Genomic DNA, 21,068 nt, shown 5'->3' on the forward strand with positions numbered 1-21,068 from the left:
GGCATTTGCTTGCTTAGTTTTATTTTTTGTTTTGTGGCTCAAGGCGTTGTCTCTTGGGCGGGGCGCGCTGCAGCGGCTGGGCGCAGGCGCGATAAATTCATCGGAATACTGTGGGCTATCAGGCGGGCAAGCAGCTTTTGCAGTGCCTTGCCCTGCTGGCCGTCGGATGGCTGGGCGGTGAGGCGCATCAGCTTATCATCACCTATGGCCTGCACTATGCAGCTTGCCTCACGGCCTGCACCCACTTCGGCAAAAATGCGGCCACCGGCCTTGTAGGCGCGCACGATAAGCTCATCAAATTTAAGCTCATTGGCAAAGGTGGCGGCGATGGCATTGGCGATGGCATCTGAGTCGGGCGTGAGGCGCTCGGCGCCGGCGCTCAGCAGCTGGGGTAAGTCTTTGGGTAAGGGCGCTGACATCGGCCTTTGGTAAAACTGAGCCAGCGCGCCCTGCATGCTTTGCGCCGCCGGTGTGTGCATGGCGGTGACAAGCTTGGTATCAAGCCCACGTTTGCCCAGTTCTTTAACTAGACGCTTAAGCTCGGTGTCGCTGCCGGACAGCACAGTGCTTGGCCCCTGGGAGATGGCAATCGCCACCTTGGGGAAGGCGCTTAAGTGCGCTCGGATCTCACTTGCGTTAAGGCGCAGCACCAGACTCTTCCAGTTAAGCTCGCTGCTGCGGCCAAGTTGCCAGTGGGCACGCACCGCTTCAAGCTTGCCGGATATGCCGTCGGCAAAGAGCTCACTTTTAAGGGTGTCACCCACCATGGCGAACGGGTCTTGCCACAGGCCCCGGGCCGCTATCATGGCCGCTTCGCCCATGGAGTAACCGAGGCAGAGCGCAGGCTTGATGCCAAGCTCACCTTCAAGGATGCGGGTCATCAGCACACTGGCGCCAACGCCGGCAACAGCAAGCTCGGCAAGGCGCGGGTCATCACCAAGCTCCCGTGGCAGCAGCACGCCATCAAGGCCGCTAAGGCCATGCTGGCGACAGTCCTGGTCGAGGGCATCGAACTGCGCCGGGAAATAAAGATGCATATCCGCCAGCATTTCGCTGCTGGCGGTACCGACGCCGGGATACACAAAGGCAAGACCGGCAGGCCCCGAGGGGCTTGGTGAAAACACGCTGCCCGCCGGCGTTGAGAGTTCGATATCGTCCCTCAGGCTTTCGGCGAGGCGCCAGGAGAGGCTTGCCGCCTCGGCCACCAGTGATTTGGCATCGGCGCCAATCAGCACAATGGCGCGGCAGCCCGGCGTCATGTCATCAAAGGCCTGCTGCACCAGCGCAGCAAGGGCCTCATCGGATTTTATCGCGTTAAGTTCGGCCTGAATTTGAGTCAGACGTCGCTGCACCGCCGACCAGTCACCGCCCGGCAATGCCAGCGGCAGCAGCCAGGGCAGGGCGCCGCCATTGAGCGCGGCGCCAATGCGCGCCGAGCCCTGAGTTAATACCAGCGTCTGGTTTTCGCCTCCATCGCCGGCACCGACCAGCGCCAGCACCCGCGCCTGATAACGTGGATGGCTCCAATAGCCGCCATACACAGGATGGGTGCGGCCGGCGAGCTTTTCGGCGTGCTCAATCACTGTGTCGATGCCGGGGCGTTCAAACAGGATTTCTGCATCGGCAGGTGAGCGACCCGCCTGAATAAGCGCCTCGTGGATGGCATTGGCGCCGCGGGCATAACCTTGCAGCAGCGCCAGCGGATGAAGATGAGCCTTGGCCGCATCGAGCGCCGGCAGCAGTAACCACTCGCCTTTGGCACCAAGGCGCAGCGGCCCTTGGCTCGCTTGGGCAAGCAGCGCCGGCCAATCCGCGTTGGCCATTTGTGCATCACTTAAGCACGCTGTGCGGCTGAACGCAGCGCTGGTGCGGCAAAGCGCCAGACGCAGCGGCGCTGGCGTCTGGGGTTGGCGTGGCTTGGTGCTCATGTCAGTCTTCATCCCTGTGTCAGCCTTTGGCGGGGGCCAGAGGCGCATCATGCTGTTTATGTTCACTCAAAAAGGCTTTATCCAGCGCTTTGCTGATGGTCACCCGTACGTTTTCCATGGCGCTGGCAAGCTGGCCTTGGGCATCGTACAGCGCCACATCGGCAGTGAGCTGGCGGCTGGTATGGCTTTTTACCCATAGGCGGATATGGCCAGTTTCGCCATTTGCGAGCTCGCGGATCTGGGTAAGGGTGCCAAGGCTTGCCGGCAGACTGGCGGCATCGTACTTAAGCCGCGCCCATACCAGCAGCGATTGCAGCAGCGCATCCTGCTGCGCCAGTTTGGCAAAGTTGGCGTCGCTGCCTGCGCTGCTGCTAAGGGCATAGCTAAGGCACAGGCCTGAATCATCAAAGGCGCTCACATCGCCAAGCACCTGCAGTGACGGTCCGTGGAACAGGCTGCCATCAAGATAAAGCGCGCTGCCGCTTGCGACAGGCTCAGGGTTGATGGCCGGGCTGTCGTGTGTCGGCAGTTCGCATTCAGCGCTGGCAACCAGGCTTGCCTCATACTGCGGGCGACCGTCGCATTCGATTTTGGCAATCAGCCCTGTGTCTGCCTGACTTAAGGTCAGCAGCAGCGCCTTGCTGTCGGTATCGAACACCACGCCTTTAAGCAGCCGGTAATCCTGTACCTGCCAGCTCGCGCCGCCCAGTGGGAAGCAGTTGGCGGCGGCGCTGGTTATCCAGTCCAGGGCACAGACAGTGGGCAGCACGCTGTTGCCGCCAAGCCGGTGATCCTTAAGGATATCCATGGCATGGCGCTGCAAGCTGCAGCCGATACTGACGTGCCCGTCAGGCTTTTTTGCAGTTAATCCCTGCTGCTCGCCTGCACCCTGCATGCTGGAGCCGACCAATATCTGGCAGGCGTCGCGGCGCAGCACGGCCTCGGCAAAGAGGTTGGCGCCAAGATCCCGTGGGATCACATACACGCCGCGCTCGAGGAACATCTTTTTCAGGCTCTCGTTGACCATGCCGCCATCCCACGGCCCCCAGTCAAACGCCACCACGCGGCGCATGCCATTCTGGCCAAACTGATGGGCGGCCTTGTTCAGCACTTCGTTGGCCATGGCGTAGTCACTCTGGCCCTTGTTGCCATAAAAGCCGGCGGCAGAGGAGAAGAGTGCCAGCAGTTCCAGGTTGGGAAGTGTTTCCAGCAGCGCCTTAAGACCGCCAACCTTGGTGCCGAACACCCGGCCAAGTTCATCCAGGTTCTTGTCCTGAATGAGTTTATCGGCCAGCACCCCGGCGCCATGGATAAGCCCTGTGATAGGCGCGATGGCTTGAATTGGGGCGAGTGCGCGTGCTACCGAGTCGCTGTTTGCCACATCGAGCGGCAGATATTCGGCACTGGCGCCGACGGCCTCAAAGCGGTTGATGGCGCTTTGAATATCAAGGGCGCTGATAAGCGGCGCTATCAGGGCTTCGACTTCTTTGGGCAGCGGCCGCTTGCCGCTGGCGAGCAGCTCCTGAATCGCGGCCTGCTTCAGTTCACTGGCTTTAAGGCCAAGCGCCCAGTCTGGGAAGTCTTCGGCGCTGATGGGCTTACTGCGGCCCGCCAGAATAAAGTGGGCGCCGGTTTCTTTGGCAAGGGCGAGGGCGCAGTCGAGGGTGACCCCTTTTGCACCTCCGGTCACCAGTATTTTATCTGCACTGGAAAGACTGATTTTTGCAGAATTTCCAGTCAGTTCGCTCGCAATTGCGCCAAAGCGGCCATCGGCGCTGACACCCCACTCAAGCTCAGTGTCTATGCCATAGAGGGCGTCCAGCACGGCATCGGCCAGCGCGCTTGCATCAAGCTCGGTTGCCACATCAAGGGCGCGGCAGTGCGCTCCCGGCCACTCGTGGGCGAGGGTTTTGGTCAGCCCAAACAGCGCCGCCTGATTAAGCTCGCAGGGGCGGTTACCCAGGCCAAGTTTGCCATCCATCCGCGCGGCGGTAATAAAGGCGCGGCGCTGATCGCTGCCTGCGCTAAAGCCTGTGGCCAGATGCTTGGCAAACAGGAAGGCGAGCGACACGAAATTAAAAGCGCTGTCGCTGAAAGCGTTTTGGTCAGTTGGTGCGCCCTGTTTCACGCCGGTGATGTTTTCCTGCGGCTGCAGGTGAATAAAGGCCGACACCTCGCCGATATCGGTGATGAAGCTTGCTACCGCGTCATCGCTGTCGTCGCTTAAGGTGTGGGCATCTATGCTGGCATCCAGCACCGACTGGGTGGCGAGCGCCTTGGGGCGCACCACAGTAACGTCCAGTCCTTTGGCTACCAGGCGGCCGGCAAGTATGCCTGCGTTATGACCATCATCCAGCACAATAACCCGGGCGTCGGCGGCAAAAAGACCGGCAGCCGAATCGGCTTCGAGTCTATTTGCCGCTGGCAGCTTTTTTAGGCTGACCCCCGTGTGGGGCGCGAGTGCCGGCGTGTTGGCGTTGCCCGTGTCTGTCTGGCCGGAAAAGTTGCCGGGCAGAGCAAAGGTTTCAACGATTTGGCCCAGTGTGCGACATTCGGCAAGTGCGGCTGCATCGACCTCGCCAAGCCCCGGCAGGTTTTCCTGCACTGTGCCGAGGATTTCCACCCGCTTGATGGAATCGATACCCAAATCCGCTTCCATGTCCATGGCAAGGTCGAGCATGTCGACCGGATAGCCGGTTTTGTCGGCCACCGTGAGCAGCATTGTGTCGAGTATGTCCTGGGGCGATGGCTGGGGTAATGCCTGGGACGATGGCGCGGCTGCGGCTTTTACGCTGGCCTGAGCCGGTTTGCTTGGCTGCATGGCCGCAGACTGGGCTTTGGCGGCGCGCTCTTGCTCGGCACCGGTTTCAGGCTCAGGGCTGTTTGTTGCAGGCTCAGGGCTGTTTGTAGGCTCAGGGCTATGCTCTTCAGGGCTGGTCGCCTTTGGCAATTCGGCGGCGCTGCTTGCCTTAGGCAATTCTGCCGCATTTAAGGTTTCGCTGACCGCAGCCACAAGCTCGGCGGCGAGTATGTCGAATCCGGCGGTTTGCTCCTTTGCTTCTGTTTCAGTTTCAACTTCAGCTTGAGTTTCAGCTTCAACAGTTTCAGCTTCAACAGTTTCTGCGATGACTGGCGCAGCGTTGGTGTCAGGCTTGGTTTCAGCTTCTTCTGCAATCTCGGCCAGGGTTTCGGCTTCGGCGGCAGTTTCGGTATCCGGTTCAATGTTCTCTGCTGAAACAGGAGCTTCAGTAACGGGATCTGCTGCAACAGCAACTTCAGCAACTTCAGCAACTTCAGCAACGGCAGCTTCAGCGACGTCATTTACCTCAGTGTCATTTGCCGAAACGGCATTTGCAGCAAGGTTATCGACCGTGTTCAGGGCTGAATCGCCGCCAAAGCAGGCGATGATATCGGCAAGGGTGCGGCACTCGGCCATGGCGGCGGCATCCAGCTCCGGCAGGTTTGGCAGGGAGTCCTGCACTGTGCCTAGAATTTCCACCCGCTTGATAGAGTCGATACCTAAATCCGCTTCCATGTCCATGGCAAGGTCCAGCATTTCAGTGGGATAACCTGTTTTGTCGGCCACCACGGCAAGCATGGTGCGGGTAATGTCGTCGGCCGCAGGCGTCGGCTGCGAAGCCTGCGCCTGCTCTGCTAAGGAAAGAGGGGAAACTGGAGCCTGCGATACTGCCGGTGCTTCTGCAGTGAGGCTGGCGCTCATCAAATTGACTATGTCGGCAAGGGTGCGGCACTCGGCCATGGCGGCGGCATCCAGCTCCGGCAGGTTCGGCAGTGCGTCCTGCACTGTGCCTAAAATCTCTACCCGCTTGATGGAGTCGATACCGAGGTCCGCCTCCATGTCCATCGCTAAATCCAGCATTTCAGCGGGATAGCCTGTCTTATCGGCGACCACGGAAAGCATGGTGTGGGTGATGTCGGCAGCGCTCACGGAAGGCTGTGCTGTGTTGACCGGCGCGCTGTTAACTGTAGCTGTGCTAACCAGAGCTGTGCTAACCAGAGCAGCTTCGGCCTGAGTAGCCAAAGGCAGGCTGGCACTCATCAGATTGACTATGTCGGCAAGGGTGCGGCACTCGGCCATGGCGGCGGCATCCAGCTCCGGCAGATTTGGCAGGGCGTCCTGCACTGTGCCTAAAATCTCTACCCGCTTGATGGAGTCGATACCAAGGTCCGCCTCCATGTCCATCGACAGGTCCAGCATCTCGGTGGGGTAGCCGGTTTTATCGGCCACCACGGCGAGCATGGTGTGTTTGACTTCATCCGCGCCAGCAGCCGGGGCTGCAGCTGCGCCGATTACCGGCACTGCGACAGGCACAGTTAAAGGCACTGCGGAAAGTGCAGCCGGTGCGGCGGTCATGGCCACAGCGGCCGATGTGGCTGCGGGCAGGCTGGCGCTCATCAGCTTGACGATGTCCGCCAGCGTGCGGCACTCGGCCATGGCGGCGGCATCAAGCTCCGGCAGATTTGGCAGCTCGTCCTGTACTGTACCTAAAATTTCCACCCGCTTGATGGAGTCGATACCAAGGTCCGCTTCCATGTCCATGGAAAGGTCCAGCATTTCGGTGGGGTAGCCGGTCTTGTCGGCCACAACCTGCAGCATGACTCTTTCGACTTCAGTGGCTCCCGGATTTGCGACCTCTGCGGCTGCCGGATTTGCGACTTGAGCTGCGATTGGCGTTACCGCGGAGGCCTCGGCTGGTGCTGTTACTTCTGCAGCTACCTGGGCTTTAGTCACTACGGGCGCTGGCTGCACTGCTTGTTGCACTGCTGATTGTTGTACTGCGGGTTGCAAGGGCTGCGCAGCAGACGCGGCCATGGCATTTGCAGCTACTTGCTGGGTTGCGGCAACAGGCTGTGACGCGAACGGCTGACCTGTGAGTGAGCGCAGCATCTGCTCGCTGCTGGCGGCCTGAGCGCGCATAAATTCGGTATGAATTCGCAGGGTTTCGGCCTGATGCTGGTGGAACAGCTCCAATGCCCGCTCGGAGGCGGCGGGTACGCTCTGGCCGGCTGCAGCAAGCGCCAGTTGCTGCTGTATCAATGCCTGCACCCCTTCGCTGTACTGGGCTGGAATAGCCAAAAACTGCTGATGCAGCGAGGCCAGCTGCTGCTGGGCGGCAAACAGGGCATCCAGTGCGCTTGGGCTTGCATTGACGGCCTGCTGCGGCGCATTGCCGGCGTGCTGCGTCGTCTGGCTGGCAGCAGGCGCGGCCTGAGATGGAACACTCTGGGTGACGTATTGAGTTTTTTCCACGATTTTCTCTACGATTTCAATTTGTTTGCTGACCTTGCCGTCCTTGAGAGCGGCAGCCATACGTTCGACCGTGGCCGGACTTAAATAATTGCTGGCACCGAGCTTGATGGTGAGTGCCGTTTTAGCCACGGGTTTGGCCGACAGCACCTGGCGGTACGGGTCCGGATTGCCGATGGCAAAACCGGCCACGGCAAGCTCCAGTGCCGCGAGCTTAAGCTTACTGTCGGCGCGGCCACCGGCCTGACCGGCAACTGATTGGGCATCGAGCGACACTATCAGGCAGCCTTTGCTGCGCTCGCCAAGGATGGCCTCGACAAGGCGGCCAAGGGTGTTTTTGGGGCCAAACTCCACAAACACCCGCACGCCGTCGCGGTACAGGCTCTCGATTTGCGACTCAAATTGTACCTGCTCCAGCATTTGCGCCTTGAGGCTTTGCTTAAGGCTTTTGCCGTCCAGCGGCCGCTTGTCGCCGGAGGCGTTGGCGTACAGCGGCGCGCTGGCATCGCTGAAGCGCTCTTTATCGATGGCTGCCGCGAAGGGCTCGTGGGCATGGCCGACCAGCGGCGTGTGGAATGCGCCGGATACCGGCAGCTCGATGGCGCGAATGCCGTCAGCAGACAGGGCTGAGACTGCGGCCTTTACCGCCTCGGTAGGACCGGCCAGCACCAGCTGGCTCGAGCTGTTGTGGTTGGCAATCACCACGGCCGGGTCTTTTTCAAGCAGCTTATCGAGCACATTTCTGTGCTGGGGCGATGGCAGAATAACCGCTGCCATGGTGCCTGCATCTTTGCCTTCAGGCACCGAGGCCATGGCATCGCCGCGCTCGAATGCGAGGCGGTAGTAGCTGTCTGTGTCGATAACACCGGCGGCGCGAAGGGCCGATAGCTCGCCAAAGCTGTGACCTGCGACCGCATCAAACTGAAAACCGGCGGCCTTTAATATTTCAAACTGACCCAGGCTCACGGCGCCGATGGCGCTTTGGGCAAAGCGGGTATTGGTAAGCGCCGCTTCATCGGCTTTGCGCGCCTCAGCATCGAATTTAGGAATAGGAAACACCAGGCTTGATAACTCACCAAAACCATGGCGACCGGCATAGCCTCGGCGGGTAAATTCCGCATCGGCTACGCTGAACTCGGCGCGCATCTCGGGGTAGAGCATGGCAAGCTCGCCGCCCATGTTGAGGTACTGGCTTCCTTGTCCGGCAAAGAGCGCTGCGACCTTGGCCTTTTCATCCATGGCTGCAGCCCTGAAGCTCATGTCCAGGCTGCGCCAGTTGCCAGCGCCGCTGGTCAGTTTGCCAATGGCATCATCCAGCGCGTCTTTAAGCTCCTGACTGTTGCCGGCAAGCAAACCAAGCCTTGGCCAGCCTGGGTTTACCGCCTCGCCTGACAGCTGATAAGGCGCAATCAGCGACTCAAAGCGCTCGTTGCCCTGATTGAGTTCGAGTTGCAGCGCTTTAAGTTCATCCAGCAGTGCCTCTGCAGTGGCGGCGGCAAACAGCAGCGGCACAGCGGCGGCGCGCAGGCGATAGGGCGCGCGGGCGTGATCCGGGCGGTATTCTTCCATCACCAGATGGAAGTTGGTGCCGCCAAAGCCGAAAGAGCTCACCGCGGCGCGGCGGGGCGTGCCATCGGGGCGCGGCATCCAGGGGCGCGGCTCGGTGGAGAGGTAAAAGGGCGACTCTTCTATCGCCATTTTGGGATTGGGTTTAACCACGTTGATGGTGGGCGGCAGCACCTTGTGGTGCAGTGCCAGCGCCGCCTTGATAAGCCCGGCTGTGCCTGCGGTGGATTTGGTGTGGCCCACCTGGGATTTTACTGAGCCAAGGGCGATATGCTGGCGCTCGTCGTTGCCTTCGGACATGACTATATTGAGACCGCCGAACTCGGCCACATCGCCTGCGGCTGTGCCTGTGCCGTGGGCTTCCATTAAACCTAAGGTGTGGGCGGGGAAACCGGCATCATCGTAGGCGCGGCGCAGCGCTTTGGCCTGACCTTCGGGGCGCGGCGCGTAAATACTCTTGAATTTACCGTCGCTTGAGGCGCCAACGCCTTTGATTACGGCGTAAATTTTATCGCCGTCGCGCTCTGCATCTTCCAGGCGCTTAAGGGCTATCATGCCGATGCCTTCGCCAATCATCATGCCTTTGGAGTCGGCATCGAAGGGCTTGATTTTCTCATCCACGGTAAAGGCAGGCGTCTTGGAGAAACTCATGTACATATAGGCGGAGTTGTCGGTACAGGCGCCGCCCGTGACCATCATGTCGGCGCGCCCTTCGGTAAGCTCGGTGAGCGCCATCCGCACCGCGGCAAGGGAGCCCGCGCAGGCTGCATCCACCACGCAGTTCATGCCGCCCAAATCGAAGCGGTTGGCAATGCGCCCGGCAATCACGTTACCAAGGCTGCCCGGGAAGGAGTTTTCTTCCCAGTGAATGTACTGGCTTTGGAATTTTTTAATCAGCATTTCGCTGTCATCGTCGCTTAAACCGCTCTCGCGAAACACCTTTTTGAGCACAGGATATTGCAAACGGGCATTGAGGCTCTGGCTGATTTTTTGGCCGCCGCCTATGCCTAAGGTGATGCCGATTTTGTCGCGGTCATGGCCCGAGCCTTCACGAATGCCGGCGTCTTCCAGTACTTCTTTCGCTACCACAAGCGATAAGAGCTGGGCGCTGTCGGTGAGCTCAAGAATATTGGGCGGCAGGCCGAACTCCATCGGGTTGAAGTCGACCTCGGGGATAAAGCCGCCGCGTTTGCAGTAGCTCTTGTCGGCGACCTTTTTGTCGCGGTCGAAGTAGTCGTCCACCTGCCAGCGATCGGCGGGCACCTCGGTGATTGCATCGATTTTATCGACAATCAGATCCCAGAACTCGTTCAGATAGCGGCTGTTGGCAAACAGGCTCGCCATGCCGACGATGGCGATGGGGGTGTCCTTGAGACGCTTATTAAGGCGCAGATCCTTGGCGTCGTGAGTCTGGGACTCGCTCATGGGGCAACTCCTGTGGGCGCCGGGTTTGGCGGCGACTTTTTACGGTTTTTGGCGCTCTTTGCATCGGGAAAGCGCGCCAGAAAGGTTTGATAGTTACGGGCCAGGATTTTCCTGAGCCTGAAGGGCCCATGGTGCAGCACATGGGTGATGTAACGGTCGGCGGCCTCAATGTCGGCATCGCCGCGCTCGTCGGGGTAGATGTCCACGTAAACCCAGTCGTGGGCTGGCGCCATGCCAATCAGCACCGAGAAGGAGCCTTCGTCCTCCAGTGGCACATGCATGGCCTCAATCTGCACCACGGTTTGTTCATCTTCTGCGGGCAGTTTGAGGGTTTGCGCCAGAGTATGGCTGTTTAAGGTGTAATGCTCAGTGCCGGCATCTCGGCAAATCGGCAGGCTGGCAAAGTGTTTATCCGGCAGCGATTCGTTGGGGGTAATATCACCAAGCCGTGAAACGCCGTGGCGCTTGAGGCAGCGGGCGAGACCTGAGCGCGACACATTGGGATTAATGTGGCGCTGGGTGACTTCGAGCAACTTATCCAGGGTGAGTTTGAGCTGATACCTGAGGCCCACCACCACATATTCCTGCACCGGTGTCAGGGTGGTGTTGAGGTGATGGGGCAGATTGGAGCTGTCGGCGACCGTGGCGCGGTTTTTCCACTTTCTGACCGTGGCCGGGGTGATATTGAGCACACGGGCAAGCTCAGCCACCCCCAAGGGCGACTCCTGGATAAAACGGCGCATCTCCACCGTGGTGGTGGCATTGCGATGGCGGGCTCCGTCGACGGGGCCTTTGGCTTTGTCCGCGCTCACGCGGCCTGACTTCCCATGCTGCTTTTTATCCTTAACGAGGGGAAAATCCGTACGCTTGTCATCAGCTGTGACATTACATGACTACAAACAGGCGGAACCGGCAGAGCATTGTGTTGGTAAACTCTTGCGGCCAACACTGCATCCCTTGGGCTGCGTCAGTCAATGGTTGAGCAGATTACCTGAGCTTGCGCCAAGATACAATCAGGTGGGACTGGTGATTGCGATAGAGGCCTGGTTTGCCAATGTCATCGAAACCCGCATGAAACATGACCCCAGTCACCTTTTGGCCGGATCCCGAGGTCTATACTGGCTCTATTGCCGGATAAAATGTGACACAAGGAGGCCTGTATGGCTGAGTATCAAACCGCGAGGATCCGCAACATTGCCCTGCTTGGGCACACCGGGGCGGGTAAGTCCTCGCTTCTGGAGGCGCTGCTGTATGGTGCCAGGGCGATAAGTCAGAGGGGCAGGGTGGATAAGGGCACAAATCATGCCGATTTCACTGCCCAGGAAAAAGCTCACCAACACAGTCTCGAACCCTCCTTTTTAAATCTCGATGTCGATGCCCACCACGTAAACCTGATAGATACCCCCGGACTGCCCGACTTTTTTGGCCGCGCGCTGTTGCCGCTGCCGGCGGTGGAGTCTGTGCTTTTGGTGGTAAATGCCGCCACCGGCATCGAACCTGTGACCGCCCGTGCCTTCGAGGCTGCCCGCGCCCAGGGCAAGGTGGTGTGTATTTGTGTTAACCGTATTGATGGTCACCTCGACCGCTTGCCGGCCATCATTGAAGAGCTGCAAACCACCTTTGGCCCGCGCTGTCTGCCGGTTAACCTGCCATCCGCCGATGGCAATGATGTGGTCGATTGCTATCTGCACTGCGAAGAAAACCGCCCGACGCTGTTTTCATCGGCCGCCTCTGCCCGCGACGAGCTGGTGGATACCGTGCTTGAAGAAGATGAAGAGCTGATGACCCTGTATCTGGAGCAGGGCGAAATGCTGAGCGCCGAGCAGCTGCATGAACCGCTGGAAACCGCGCTGCGAATGGGGCATCTGGTGCCTGTGTGCTTTACCAGTGCCGAGCAGGAAGTGGGTATAGGCTCTTTGCTGGAAATCATGGTGAAACTGCTGCCAAGTCCGCTGGAAGCCAATCCGCCGCAGTTTGTGAAGGGCTTTGGCGACAAGGCCGTACCTGTGGATGTAACCCAAAAAGCAGGCGATCATGTGCTCGCGCAGGTGTTTCGCGTTGGCATCGACCCCTACTTTGGCCGGGTGGCGGTGTTTCGTCTGTATCAGGGCAGTATGCAAAGCGGCATGAAGCTCTTTATCGGTGCCGATCGCAAGCAGGTTAAAGTGGCGCATTTACTGAAACTGCAGGGCGCTGAAACCACCGAAGTCGGCACCGCCGTGCCCGGCGATATCTGCGCGCTTTGCAAAATTGATGAGCTGGAAGTGGGCTCTGTGCTGCACGACAATCACGATGAAGATGAATTCCATCTGCCGGACCTAAAGCTGCCGCAGCCGATTTTTGGCCTCGCGGTATCACCAAAGCGCCGTGGTGATGAGCAAAAGATTGCCGAAGTGCTCGCCAAATTGATTGCAGAAGACCCAAGCCTGGCGGTATCCCAAAATGAGGCCGAAGGCCAGACTGTGCTGAGTGGCCTTGGTGATTTACACCTGCAGATTGCCCTCGAAAAAGCCCAGAGCGTGTTCAAGGTCGACATGGACACCTGCAAGCCTGCGGTGGCTTACCGTGAAACCGTGTGCAAGGCCGCCACCGCCCGTTACCGCCATAAGAAACAGTCCGGCGGCGCGGGGCAGTTTGGCGAAGTTGAACTCATGGTCGAGCCGCTGCCACGGGGCAAGGGTTTTGAGTTTGTCTCCAAGGTTGTAGGCGGCTCGGTACCAACCCAGTATATTCCGGCCGTCGAGAAGGGCGTGCGTGAGGCGCTCAAAGCCGGGCGCCTTGGCGGCTATCCGGTGGAGGATGTGCGGGTGACTGTACTTGATGGCAAGCACCATAGCGTTGACTCCAAAGAAATCGCTTTCGTGATGGCCGGTAAAAAAGCCTTCAACGAAGCCTTCCTGCAGGCAAGCCCGGTGATCCTGGAGCCTTTGGTCACCATGGACATAGTGGTCAGCGCCGATAACGTTGGCGACATTACCGGTGACTTGAGCTCGAGCCGCGCCATGGTGTGCGGCACTGAGGCCAGACGCGATGGCAAGGTACGGGTCATGGCCGAAGCGCCGCTTGCCACTGTCGACAGCTACGCCACAAGGCTTAAATCCATGACATCGGGCGAAGGGGAATTTACCCTAAGCTTTGCCCGCTACGAGGTGGTGCCACCGGCGGTGCAGCAAAGCCTGCTGCGTACGATTGAAGATAAGGATGATTGATTCTAAGGATATTTGGCCCGGCGCTGTAGCGAGTTACAGCGACCGATAGTTTGCTTTAGCAGTTTCCCTTTAAACCTTTGTCTTTCAAACCTTGGCGGCGCGCATAAAGTTTATGGCGCCGCTTTTTATTTGCGTAACCTCATGTTTTCCCTGACTTGTATTAGTGTTTCGATAAGCGGGCTTGTGAGCGCAGATGTTGGCAGCGAGCTCGGTTTACGTCGCGCCTCTTACCTTGGTGCTTTCGCTGATTTGATATCGATTTTGGGGTCGTCAGAGACGTTGACTAAGACAACGCCCTTCGCTGCAAGACTTGGGAATTACGCCAAAGCTTGTCACAATAGCGGCCATCTTAATCCGGCGGTGCGTATCTTAATTTGAATCTTTTATCTAAAGGCGGCGACAGCCCTGAGCTAATCGACGCCAACACTCCTCAGGTTTTCCTGTCGCTGATTTCGCTGCCGCCGACCGAAACCTCTTTGCATCAAGCTTCATTGCACCAGGCTTCAATGTTCGAAGCCTCAGTGCCCGAAGCCTCAGTGCCTGAAGCCTTGCTGGAGTCCTGTGAGGCTTGGCTGAGTGAGCAGGAGCGTGAGCGTATTGCACGGATGAGCATGCCGGCAATGCGTGAGCGCCAGCGGCTTATTCGCCTGTGCGTGCGCGCGGTGCTGTCGCGTGTAACCGGCATACCGCCCACTGCGCTGCAGTTTACCTTTGGGCCCAATGGCAAACCGGCGCTGGCGTCGCAGCCGGATGTTGCCGGCGCAAAAGAGGTTGATTTCAATATCAGCCACAGCGGCGATATGTTGGTGGTGGCCTGCATTAAACCGCTGAGCGCCGCTGGCAAGTGGCACTTTGGGGTGGATATCGAAAGGTTACGCCCTAAAACCGATATCGCGGCGATTTATCGGCATTACTTTTCAGAGCCCGAGCAGCGACTTCTTGAAGAGCAGGATGCCGATAAGCAGCGGGCGACATTTTTCGATTTATGGGCCTTGAAAGAGTCCTTTATCAAGGCGACCGGCAGAGGACTTGCACAGGAGCTCAAAAGCTTTGGTTTCAGCTTTGCTGATGCCGCGCCGTCGCCATCCAACCTGCCGCAGAAAGGCAACTTGCAACTTAACGATGTTCAGCGTTGGCGCGACGCTAAGCTGTCGCTCTTTGGCAAGCGGGAAGAGGCAGCTCAGTGGGCGGAATTTGACTGGCAGTCGCTGCTGATAAACCTTGATGCTGAGTATCGGCTGGCGCTGACGCTTGGGTTATCCGGCGCCGCGTTAGTTGATGATGTTAAAGGCGCTGGCGCGCCAAAGGGCGCCAAGGTTCAGGATTTTCGCCTTGCCGATATTGTCCGAATCACGGCTGAAGATGCGATTGATTTACTGAAGGCGGCGCGTTAGAGCCGCAAATTACAATACGGCAGTTAGTCACAATAGCCTGAACAGTGCAACTCAATAAAAAGTCAGTAAAAAAGCAGCCCGTGGGCTGCTTTTTTATGCTTGGCAGAGATTACTGCCGCGCCAGGCGATTATTTTCCGGCAGGTGCTCAAAGTCACTGCGAAACGGATTGATGTCGAGGCCGCCACGACGCGTGTAGCGGGCATACACAGTTAGCTTGGTGCAGCCGCAGTAGTGCTTGAGATCGGTAAAGATCCGCTCGACACATTGCTCGTGGAATTCGTTGTGCTGGCGGAATGAAATCAGGTAGCGCAGCAGCTTTTCACGGTCGATTTTAGAGCCCTGATAGCGGATCATCACACTGCCCCAGTCGGGCTGCGAAGTGATAAGGCAGTTGGACTTAAGCAGGTTCGAGTTTAAGGTCTCGGCCACCATTTGCTTGTCGTCGGTGCTGTCTTTAAGGTACTCAGGGTTGAATTCGTAATCGTCGACTTCAATGTCCAAATCGTCAATGCAGGTGCCTGGCAGCTCTACAATGCGTTGAATAGCAAACTGTTTTGGCTCAATCACTTTGACTTTAACCTGGCCCTTGGCGCACTCAGCCAGATCGCGCTCCAGCGCCTTGCTGACCGCATCGACCGATTCAAAACGGGTTTGGTTAAAGCTGTTTAGATACAGTTTGAATGACTTGGACTCAATCAGGTTTTCACTGCTGACATCGAGGTGCAGCTCAAGGATTGCCACCATAGGCTTGCCCTTGGCATTAAGCCAGGACAATTCGTAGCCTGTCCACAGATCGGTGCCATGAAACGGCAGCTCGCCGTTAAGGGCAATGGCATCGCGGTTGAGCTTGCGTGGAACCCCTTGCAGCAGCGAAGGTGCATACTCAGCCTGGTATTCGGTAGCCTGACCCAGAGTCAGCCCGGCAAGCTCAGATGCCCCGCTATAGGGATCGTGAATTCGTGTCATCAAACGCCTTTCCGTGTCAAAATAAGCGTCCATTATACCCTAAATTGGACGGTTCTTAAGTGTCTTGTCTGGCAGCTCTGACAAATTTTCATAAAATCTACGCCGACGCATTTTTGCAAAAGTTGGATGAATACCCCAGGTGCTACACCCATGAGCGCGCCTCTCCCTGCCTGGTGTCAGAGGCTGACAGCCGTGCGTCCGAGCCGCAGCAGTGGCAATGGGTTAAGCGGGAGCCGAGCGCCAACTTTGACAATATCGCCCATGCCATGGAGATTGAGCTGCACTCAGATGTCAATGATTTTTATGGGCATTTTTATGCCGGCACTTTGCAGTTTGACTCGCCTTGGGGCGAAGGTGAGCTTATCCAGCCCTGGAACGAAGACGACTTTTTTTTGCTGCAGCAAAATGTGCTCGGTCATCTGATGATGAAAAAGCAGCTTAAACAACCCGCGACCTGGTTTATCGGTTTGATTGGCGATAACGAAGAGATGCTGACGGTGAATAACGCCGACGGCAGCGTCTGGAAAGAAGTGGCGGGCAATGAGCCACATGAAAAGCTGGCTGACTCGCTTGCCGCCTTTATCGGCCAGTTGCATGGACGCGTCGCACCGCCGATGCTGCATCAGGACGTGGCTCCTATGGTGACTGAGCATCCCGGCATTATTGCCAGCATGAAGCGGATGTGGCGCAATCTTCTTGGTCGCTAAGCACTGGTTTTAAAATGAAAAAGGCGCCCATTGGCGCCTTTTGCATTGTGGTCGCAGATGACACTATTGTCAGAGCGCCAGCGAGGAGCGCGCTTATTGATAGTCCCAGGACAGATTTGACACTATCCGGCAGGGCTCGCAGCGAAAGTGGAACATGTCGAGCAGTGGCTCATCGAGGCGCCATGCCTTGCTGCCACAGCGGGGGCAGGCGCGCTCGCGCTCACTCGCCAGGCTGGTGCCGCCTACCCGGTAGAGGTAGTAATAGGTCGGGACTTTGGTGAGATACTCAAGGCGGCCACGCAAATCCCAGCCACGGCGGAATAAGTCGCTGCCGATGGTGCTGATTTCATCGAGGGCGGCAAACTCGGCCTTGGTGCCTGAGGCCATCTGCAGTTCATCACAGGCCTGCCATTCGGTCTGCCAGCGAATGAGCTGTTTGTGATCGCCATTAAAGGTTGCGGGTAAGCGGTAAAGCGGAACAGGCAGCAGATTATCGCCGCTTCGCACCGGCGAGCACATGTGCACGTAGCTGGTGTACAGCAGTTGCCAACTGGACTCACCTTCATAGCTTTCGTTGGCGTTGATGTCCTGTCCAAGCAGTTTTTCGCGCGGAGGCAATAACTTGGCGTCGGTCAGGCCTTTCAGCGCCGCCTTGGCCCAGGGGCTGTTGTGGCGGTTGGCGAGACTGTCGCTGGCGGGCAACATCAGCCGCGCGCGAAACTCACCCTCGTTAAAACTTACCGCAAATTCCCGCCCCAGCACCTGGCCGTTGGCGCGCCATGCTTCCAGCAAATTATTGATAGCAGTTTGCGCCGCAGTGATGGTGGTATCGGCAAAACACTCGAATCTGAGTTCGGTAACGTACATCAGTTGGGGCCTTGTTCGAGGTTATCAATGCGGGTGACCAATGCCTGACACAGGGCCTCAAGAGCTGCCACGCGCTGCCTGAGTTCAGTGAGTTCACAGGCCGCTTGCTCGGGTTTGGGCGCTGCTGCCTGCGGCGGTGCCAGTTTAGCCTTGTCGTCGCTGCTTAAGTTTTTGAAATGCTGCAGGCCTTTGACAATCACCGGCATGGGCAGAGGGGAGGGTAAATTCGCCTTGATAAGCGCAATGCTGGGTTCCTGCCCCTTGGCTTCAAGCTGGGCCGCGGTAAACAGCACCTGTTCAATTTGACTCATTTTTGGTTAATTTCCTTAACGCCCACGATTGTGTTTTTATCAATTTATTGAATTTAAAGAGTTTAGCTTGTTGGTCTGGTTTTTGCTGTGCTCACGTTCTGGCGTGGAGTTTAACACAGCCACAGACACCAGGAGAATGTATGAAACCACAAGGAGAACGTATGAAAGGGTTATATCTGGCAGCATTTTTGGGGACCAGCCTGGTTTTGGGCGGATGCGTGATTAATGTGGGCGACAATGCTGACACTCATGACTGGCAAAAGACCGAGCAGCAAAACCGCGATGGGCTCGCGACCCTGACCATGGGCATGACCAAGGAGCAGGTGATAAGCCGCATGGGGCGCGCCGACTTTTATGAGGCCTGGCAGCAGGAAGGTAACGAAGTGCAGGTGCTGTTTTACCGTACCAACCGGGTGCGTGAAGATGGCAGCACCACCAAAGATGAATGCACCCCGGTGGTGCTGACCAATAATCAGCTGACCGGTTGGGGCGAGGGCGCTTACCGTAAAGGCTGAAGCTTGCCGGACGGCCGCGAAGGGGGCTGGCTCCCAGCAAGCTCACTGAACGCCATCAGAAGACAAGCTTAAGAACATTCGGCTCGATGGGCCCACTATCGATACCGGGCAAGGCTCAGGATCTGAGTCTTGCCGTTAACGCATCCACCAGTTCTGACCAATTATCGTCACTCTCCAATGCCTCACGCAGAAATTCCGCCTGCGCCGCGTTCCAGAAACTCGCCTGCCAGATAGCCTGACCGCTCAAGAGTCGGTGGCTGTCGATAAATCTGCCGATGGCGGCTTCGCTGCTGTCCAATCCAAGTTGTTCAAACAGATGGCTGAAATCGGTTGGCGTGGTATCCATTTTGCTCTCCCTCGCTGATCTGTGATTTTAATAAGCGTTCTTTTGCATAAGCCCTGTTTTGCATAAGCATTAGTAGCCACAGTGAAAAACGCAACCCGTTTGAGGATTGCACTTTTTAACCTTCTTGTTACATTGAACAAGCAATGGGTAGAAGGATAACGACTATGGAACAGCAAACCCAAGACAGATTTCGTGCGATTTATCTGACTGCTGAAGACCTTAGGGTGGCAGCATCGATTCTTTATAACGCTTATCACGACGACCCGTTTTTTATGCAGGCGTTGGGCGCTGAGGATAAATCGGCCTATGAGCAAAAGCTGCGCGCGGCAATCCGTGAGGAGCTCGCGGAACTTTGGCAGCAGGAGCAGGCGCTTATTGGCTGGTTTGATGAAGAGCGGCTGATTGGTGTTGCCTCTGTGGTCAGCCACCAGATTGGTCTTGGTGAAGCGAAAAACTGGCACTGGCGGCTGAAGATGCTGCTTGGTACCGGCTGGCAGTCCACCCAGATGCTGATGCAAAAAGAGCACTCGATTCTGGAGCGTTTGCCGGCCAAAGCCTGTGCTATTTTGCAGTTTATTGCACTGGCACCGTCGGAGCAGGGCAAGGGCCACGGCGGAATGCTTCTGGAAGCGGTTCTGTCCTGGTGTGACGATCAACTTGAGCTTGAATGCCTTGGGGTGTTTGTCAGCCGAGAGTCCGATACCCACCTTTTTATTAAACATGGTTTTGAGTCCCACGGCGCCATCAGCATTGGTAAAGTTGCAGGCGAACTGATGTGTTATCGAAGGTCTGCCAATGTCTGATAAGTTCAGCTCCTTTTCCGAGTTTTATCCCTACTATCTTGCTGAGCACAGCCACCCGGTTTGCCGGGCGCTGCACTATCTGGGGTCGACCCTGGTGCTGATACTGCTTGGCTATATACTGGTTTCAAGACACTGGTCCCTTGCCTGGTTATTGCCGCTTATTGGCTACGGCTTTGCCTGGGTTGGACATTTTGGCTTTGAGAAAAACCGCCCGGCGACTTTTCGCTATCCTCTGTACAGTTTTATGGCGGATTGGCTGATGTGGTGGCAGTTTATCAGTGGCGTGATTAGCGGCCGCCGCTCGGCGTGATGAAGCCGACCATATGCTTTGCCTACAGTTCTTGTGAGATATGTCTTACAAGTGCTGTAGGAGATCGATGTGAAATGCCAAGCTTTGTTTAGTTCACTCATTGGAATTCCTATTTTAATTCAGTTGTTTGTACTTGGTTTTGCACATTTCAAGACCACCGTTTACATCTGCTGACATTCTCCCTTGGCTGTAATCCGCGCAGGCTTTGTTAAACTTTGTTTGCGGCTTAGGGAAAGGCAGCAAGCTTGAAAAAGCAAAACGACAGGATTGGTCAGAATTAGGTGAGCCTTAGTGGCTCCACACTGCGGCAGGACGTCGCAGATGCCGGCAGGAAGTCGGTGCATCAGGAACGATGTGGACGGGGCACGAAGCCTAGGTCAGGACGACTTAAGGATGTTGCAGGGACAGGTTCAGGATGAACATCAACCAGCCACGGAAAAGGTTGGTACAGGACGTCAGCACTGAGGATCAGTACGCAGGAAGCGGCCAAGGACAGAGCTCACGGATGCAGCCGGACGGTGACAGGAAAGCGCCGTTCAAAGGATTGAGTACGCAAGTACAGGGACACATAGCCGGGATGCACGGAATCGCAGGAAGCAAGTAGACGCAAGGATGGTGCAGGGAGCACAACTTAGCGGGATAGCTAACGTGGTATGAATGGGGCGCGCCTTTACTTTGAAAGACGCGCCCTTTTTCTTTGCCCGAAATTTGTGTTCAGTGCCTGATTGGGTTATTCGGTACCTTGCTTTGTTATTCGGTGTCTTATTTGGTTATTCGGTGCCTGATTTATTGATTTGATGGCTTTTGTCCGCGGCCGGTTTTTATTAGGCTCTGGTGTTCATCGCTCCGCGTTTGATTCGGGACGATAAGAACCTTGACCGGCAGTTAGCTTTGAGTAACTCGGCTCCCGTATGTCTGACTCCGGGTTTCGATGGCATGACCAGGCGTTTGTACTCAACGGCGTGGCAGGCTGCTGTACCTTTGGCAGTTGTGTCTTTGGCTTTAGCCAGGCTAAACGTAGCGCAATTCGCAATTCGTGAGTCGCGAAAACCTGTCACTTAGCTGATTTTATGCCTCTTTGGGAAGATACCTGCCCAGCGGCCAGGAGCTAACAGAGGCCTGCGCGTTAGCGCTGTCAGTGCCTGAAAGCCGCTGAACCGGATCTGAGTACTATCACTTCCGGAGTAATGACAGGCGGATCGGGAGTTGCCTACAAGGCTTGTGAGACATTTCTCACACAACGTGTAAGACATGCGGGTGATGTGCTGGTGAAAAAATCCGACATTTTAAAAGTTTTCATTTAATAACACATGCTTAGCGATGCTGAATTTGTTTCGTCATCGCGTGCAAGTTTTAATGTAATGTTAAGTTTGCCACCCAAAAGGTGCAGTTCCAGTAGAATTCAAATTGTCGAAGGAACGATGGCGGCAACGGAAGCCGGGTCAGGATGA

General features: G+C 57.0%; 13 protein-coding genes. 6 read left to right on the forward strand and 7 right to left on the reverse strand.

What is annotated here, in order from left to right; all coding sequences use genetic code 11:
* Window positions 1–38: 38 nt before the first annotated feature.
* Genes KJI95_RS09415 through KJI95_RS09425 form a run of 3 tightly spaced genes read right to left on the reverse strand, consistent with a single transcriptional unit; the run spans window position 39 to window position 11,000 of the window.
* Complete coding sequence (locus KJI95_RS09415; protein ID WP_214506940.1) at window positions 39–1,928, reverse strand: PfaB family protein; 1,890 nt, start codon at window positions 1,926–1,928, stop codon at window positions 39–41.
* A 19-nt stretch (window positions 1,929–1,947) separates the two neighbouring features.
* The gene (locus tag KJI95_RS09420; protein WP_214506941.1) at window positions 1,948–10,188 is read right to left on the reverse strand and encodes a type I polyketide synthase; all 8,241 of its coding nucleotides are present in this window, start codon (window positions 10,186–10,188) and stop codon (window positions 1,948–1,950) included.
* Window positions 10,185–11,000, reverse strand: coding sequence for a transcriptional regulator (locus KJI95_RS09425; RefSeq protein ID WP_214506942.1), 816 nt, complete (start codon window positions 10,998–11,000; stop codon window positions 10,185–10,187). Before KJI95_RS09425 ends, KJI95_RS09420 begins: the two co-directional genes overlap by 4 nt.
* A 348-nt stretch (window positions 11,001–11,348) precedes the next feature.
* Between KJI95_RS09425 and fusA the strand changes: the two genes are divergently transcribed.
* Window positions 11,349–13,397 carry an elongation factor G gene (gene fusA, locus KJI95_RS09430; protein ID WP_214506943.1) on the forward strand — a complete coding sequence of 683 codons (2,049 nt, stop codon included), beginning with the start codon at window positions 11,349–11,351 and terminating at the stop codon, window positions 13,395–13,397.
* Between the two features lie 374 nt (window positions 13,398–13,771).
* A complete protein-coding gene (locus KJI95_RS09435) occupies window positions 13,772–14,791 on the forward strand; it encodes a 4'-phosphopantetheinyl transferase family protein (protein ID WP_214506944.1) in 1,020 nt (339 codons plus the stop codon).
* A gap of 109 nt (window positions 14,792–14,900) precedes the next feature.
* Here KJI95_RS09435 and queF read toward each other — a convergent pair whose 3' ends face one another.
* Window positions 14,901–15,758, reverse strand: coding sequence for an NADPH-dependent 7-cyano-7-deazaguanine reductase QueF (gene queF / locus KJI95_RS09440; RefSeq protein ID WP_214506945.1), 858 nt, complete (start codon window positions 15,756–15,758; stop codon window positions 14,901–14,903).
* A 59-nt stretch (window positions 15,759–15,817) separates the two neighbouring features.
* Here queF and syd point away from each other — a divergent pair, with 59 nt between their 5' ends.
* On the forward strand, window positions 15,818–16,465 hold the full coding sequence (gene syd / locus KJI95_RS09445) for a SecY-interacting protein (RefSeq protein WP_214506946.1): 648 nt from the start codon (window positions 15,818–15,820) through the stop codon (window positions 16,463–16,465).
* Between the two features lie 93 nt (window positions 16,466–16,558).
* Here the strand turns inward: syd and KJI95_RS09450 are convergent, their stop codons facing one another.
* Complete coding sequence (locus KJI95_RS09450; RefSeq protein WP_214506947.1) at window positions 16,559–17,332, reverse strand: Zn-ribbon-containing protein; 774 nt, start codon at window positions 17,330–17,332, stop codon at window positions 16,559–16,561.
* Window positions 17,332–17,643 carry a hypothetical protein gene (locus KJI95_RS09455; RefSeq protein ID WP_214506948.1) on the reverse strand — a complete coding sequence of 104 codons (312 nt, stop codon included), beginning with the start codon at window positions 17,641–17,643 and terminating at the stop codon, window positions 17,332–17,334. Before KJI95_RS09455 ends, KJI95_RS09450 begins: the two co-directional genes overlap by 1 nt.
* Window positions 17,644–17,804: 161 nt before the next feature.
* Between KJI95_RS09455 and KJI95_RS09460 the strand changes: the two genes are divergently transcribed.
* Window positions 17,805–18,158: a DUF3192 domain-containing protein gene (locus tag KJI95_RS09460; protein ID WP_214506949.1), complete on the forward strand. Its 354-nt coding sequence runs from the start codon at window positions 17,805–17,807 to the stop codon at window positions 18,156–18,158.
* 115 nt (window positions 18,159–18,273) lie between these two features.
* Here KJI95_RS09460 and KJI95_RS09465 read toward each other — a convergent pair whose 3' ends face one another.
* Window positions 18,274–18,504: a DUF2789 domain-containing protein gene (locus tag KJI95_RS09465; RefSeq protein WP_214506950.1), complete on the reverse strand. Its 231-nt coding sequence runs from the start codon at window positions 18,502–18,504 to the stop codon at window positions 18,274–18,276.
* A 164-nt stretch (window positions 18,505–18,668) separates the two neighbouring features.
* On the opposite strand from KJI95_RS09465, the gene KJI95_RS09470 reads away from it, so the two are divergent.
* A complete protein-coding gene (locus KJI95_RS09470; protein ID WP_214506951.1) occupies window positions 18,669–19,307 on the forward strand; it encodes a GNAT family N-acetyltransferase in 639 nt (212 codons plus the stop codon).
* Window positions 19,300–19,617: an Mpo1-like protein gene (locus KJI95_RS09475; RefSeq protein WP_214506952.1), complete on the forward strand. Its 318-nt coding sequence runs from the start codon at window positions 19,300–19,302 to the stop codon at window positions 19,615–19,617. The genes KJI95_RS09470 and KJI95_RS09475 overlap by 8 nt, the downstream gene beginning before the upstream one ends.
* The last annotated feature ends 1,451 nt before the right edge of the window (window positions 19,618–21,068 follow it).

This window comes from Shewanella jiangmenensis (assembly GCF_018596335.1).
GTDB lineage: Bacteria > Pseudomonadota > Gammaproteobacteria > Enterobacterales > Shewanellaceae > Shewanella > Shewanella jiangmenensis.

Coding starts and splice junctions, on each gene's coding strand:
- KJI95_RS09470 (WP_214506951.1), top strand. CDS start 18,669: ATGGAACAGCAAACCCAAGACAGATTTCGTGCGATTTATCTGACTGCT.
- KJI95_RS09465 (WP_214506950.1), bottom strand. CDS start 18,504: ATGGATACCACGCCAACCGATTTCAGCCATCTGTTTGAACAACTTGGA.
- KJI95_RS09420 (WP_214506941.1), bottom strand. CDS start 10,188: ATGAGCGAGTCCCAGACTCACGACGCCAAGGATCTGCGCCTTAATAAG.
- KJI95_RS09455 (WP_214506948.1), bottom strand. CDS start 17,643: ATGAGTCAAATTGAACAGGTGCTGTTTACCGCGGCCCAGCTTGAAGCC.
- KJI95_RS09460 (WP_214506949.1), top strand. CDS start 17,805: ATGAAAGGGTTATATCTGGCAGCATTTTTGGGGACCAGCCTGGTTTTG.
- queF (WP_214506945.1), bottom strand. CDS start 15,758: ATGACACGAATTCACGATCCCTATAGCGGGGCATCTGAGCTTGCCGGG.
- KJI95_RS09475 (WP_214506952.1), top strand. CDS start 19,300: ATGTCTGATAAGTTCAGCTCCTTTTCCGAGTTTTATCCCTACTATCTT.
- KJI95_RS09450 (WP_214506947.1), bottom strand. CDS start 17,332: ATGTACGTTACCGAACTCAGATTCGAGTGTTTTGCCGATACCACCATC.
- KJI95_RS09415 (WP_214506940.1), bottom strand. CDS start 1,928: ATGAGCACCAAGCCACGCCAACCCCAGACGCCAGCGCCGCTGCGTCTG.
- fusA (WP_214506943.1), top strand. CDS start 11,349: ATGGCTGAGTATCAAACCGCGAGGATCCGCAACATTGCCCTGCTTGGG.